The following is a 502-nucleotide window of genomic DNA, read 5'->3' as shown; positions in this document are numbered from 1 at the left end:
TGCGGTCTTCAGTGATCGACATGGACGACAGGATCGCGTCGATCTTGCGCACTTTGAGTGCCGGGATCAGACCGTCGAACTCTTGCTCGACCCACTGGCACTTGACCTTCATTTCTTCACACAGGGCATTGCCGATGTCGTAGTCGAAACCAACGATGCTGCCATCCGGCGCTTTGGAAGCGAACGGAGGGTAAGCCGCTTCGATACCGATCTTCAGAGGTTTTTCATCAGCGAAGGAATTCAGCGACAGCACGGACAGTGCCAGGGCGCCAAGCAGCACAAGTTTCTTCATCTTGGGACTCCATCGGTAAAGGGCAAAAACGGCAGAGTGAGCGACAGCCCAATATGCGAATGGGTGAATCGGGAAAGCGGTGCAGCATCGGTGGGAAATTCCCGGTGAAACCACCAGGGTTTCAACGTCAGCCACGATGAGCGAAGTGATCGGCATTCTAACGACAGGCCCGAAGCCGATATTTCTTCAATGCGACAACTAATTACAGAT

The 502-nt window shown here is 53.6% G+C and carries 1 protein-coding gene; it reads right to left on the bottom strand.

What is annotated here, in order from left to right:
• On the bottom strand, positions 1–292 hold a 292-nt coding region (locus tag HT737_RS30825), incomplete at its 3' end, for a transporter substrate-binding domain-containing protein (protein WP_182404706.1).
• Positions 293–502 lie beyond the last annotated feature (210 nt).

Source organism: Pseudomonas sp. MD195_PC81_125, assembly GCF_014060985.1.
GTDB lineage: Bacteria > Pseudomonadota > Gammaproteobacteria > Pseudomonadales > Pseudomonadaceae > Aquipseudomonas > Aquipseudomonas parakoreensis.
This window is presented reverse-complemented; position numbering and strand designations above follow the sequence as displayed.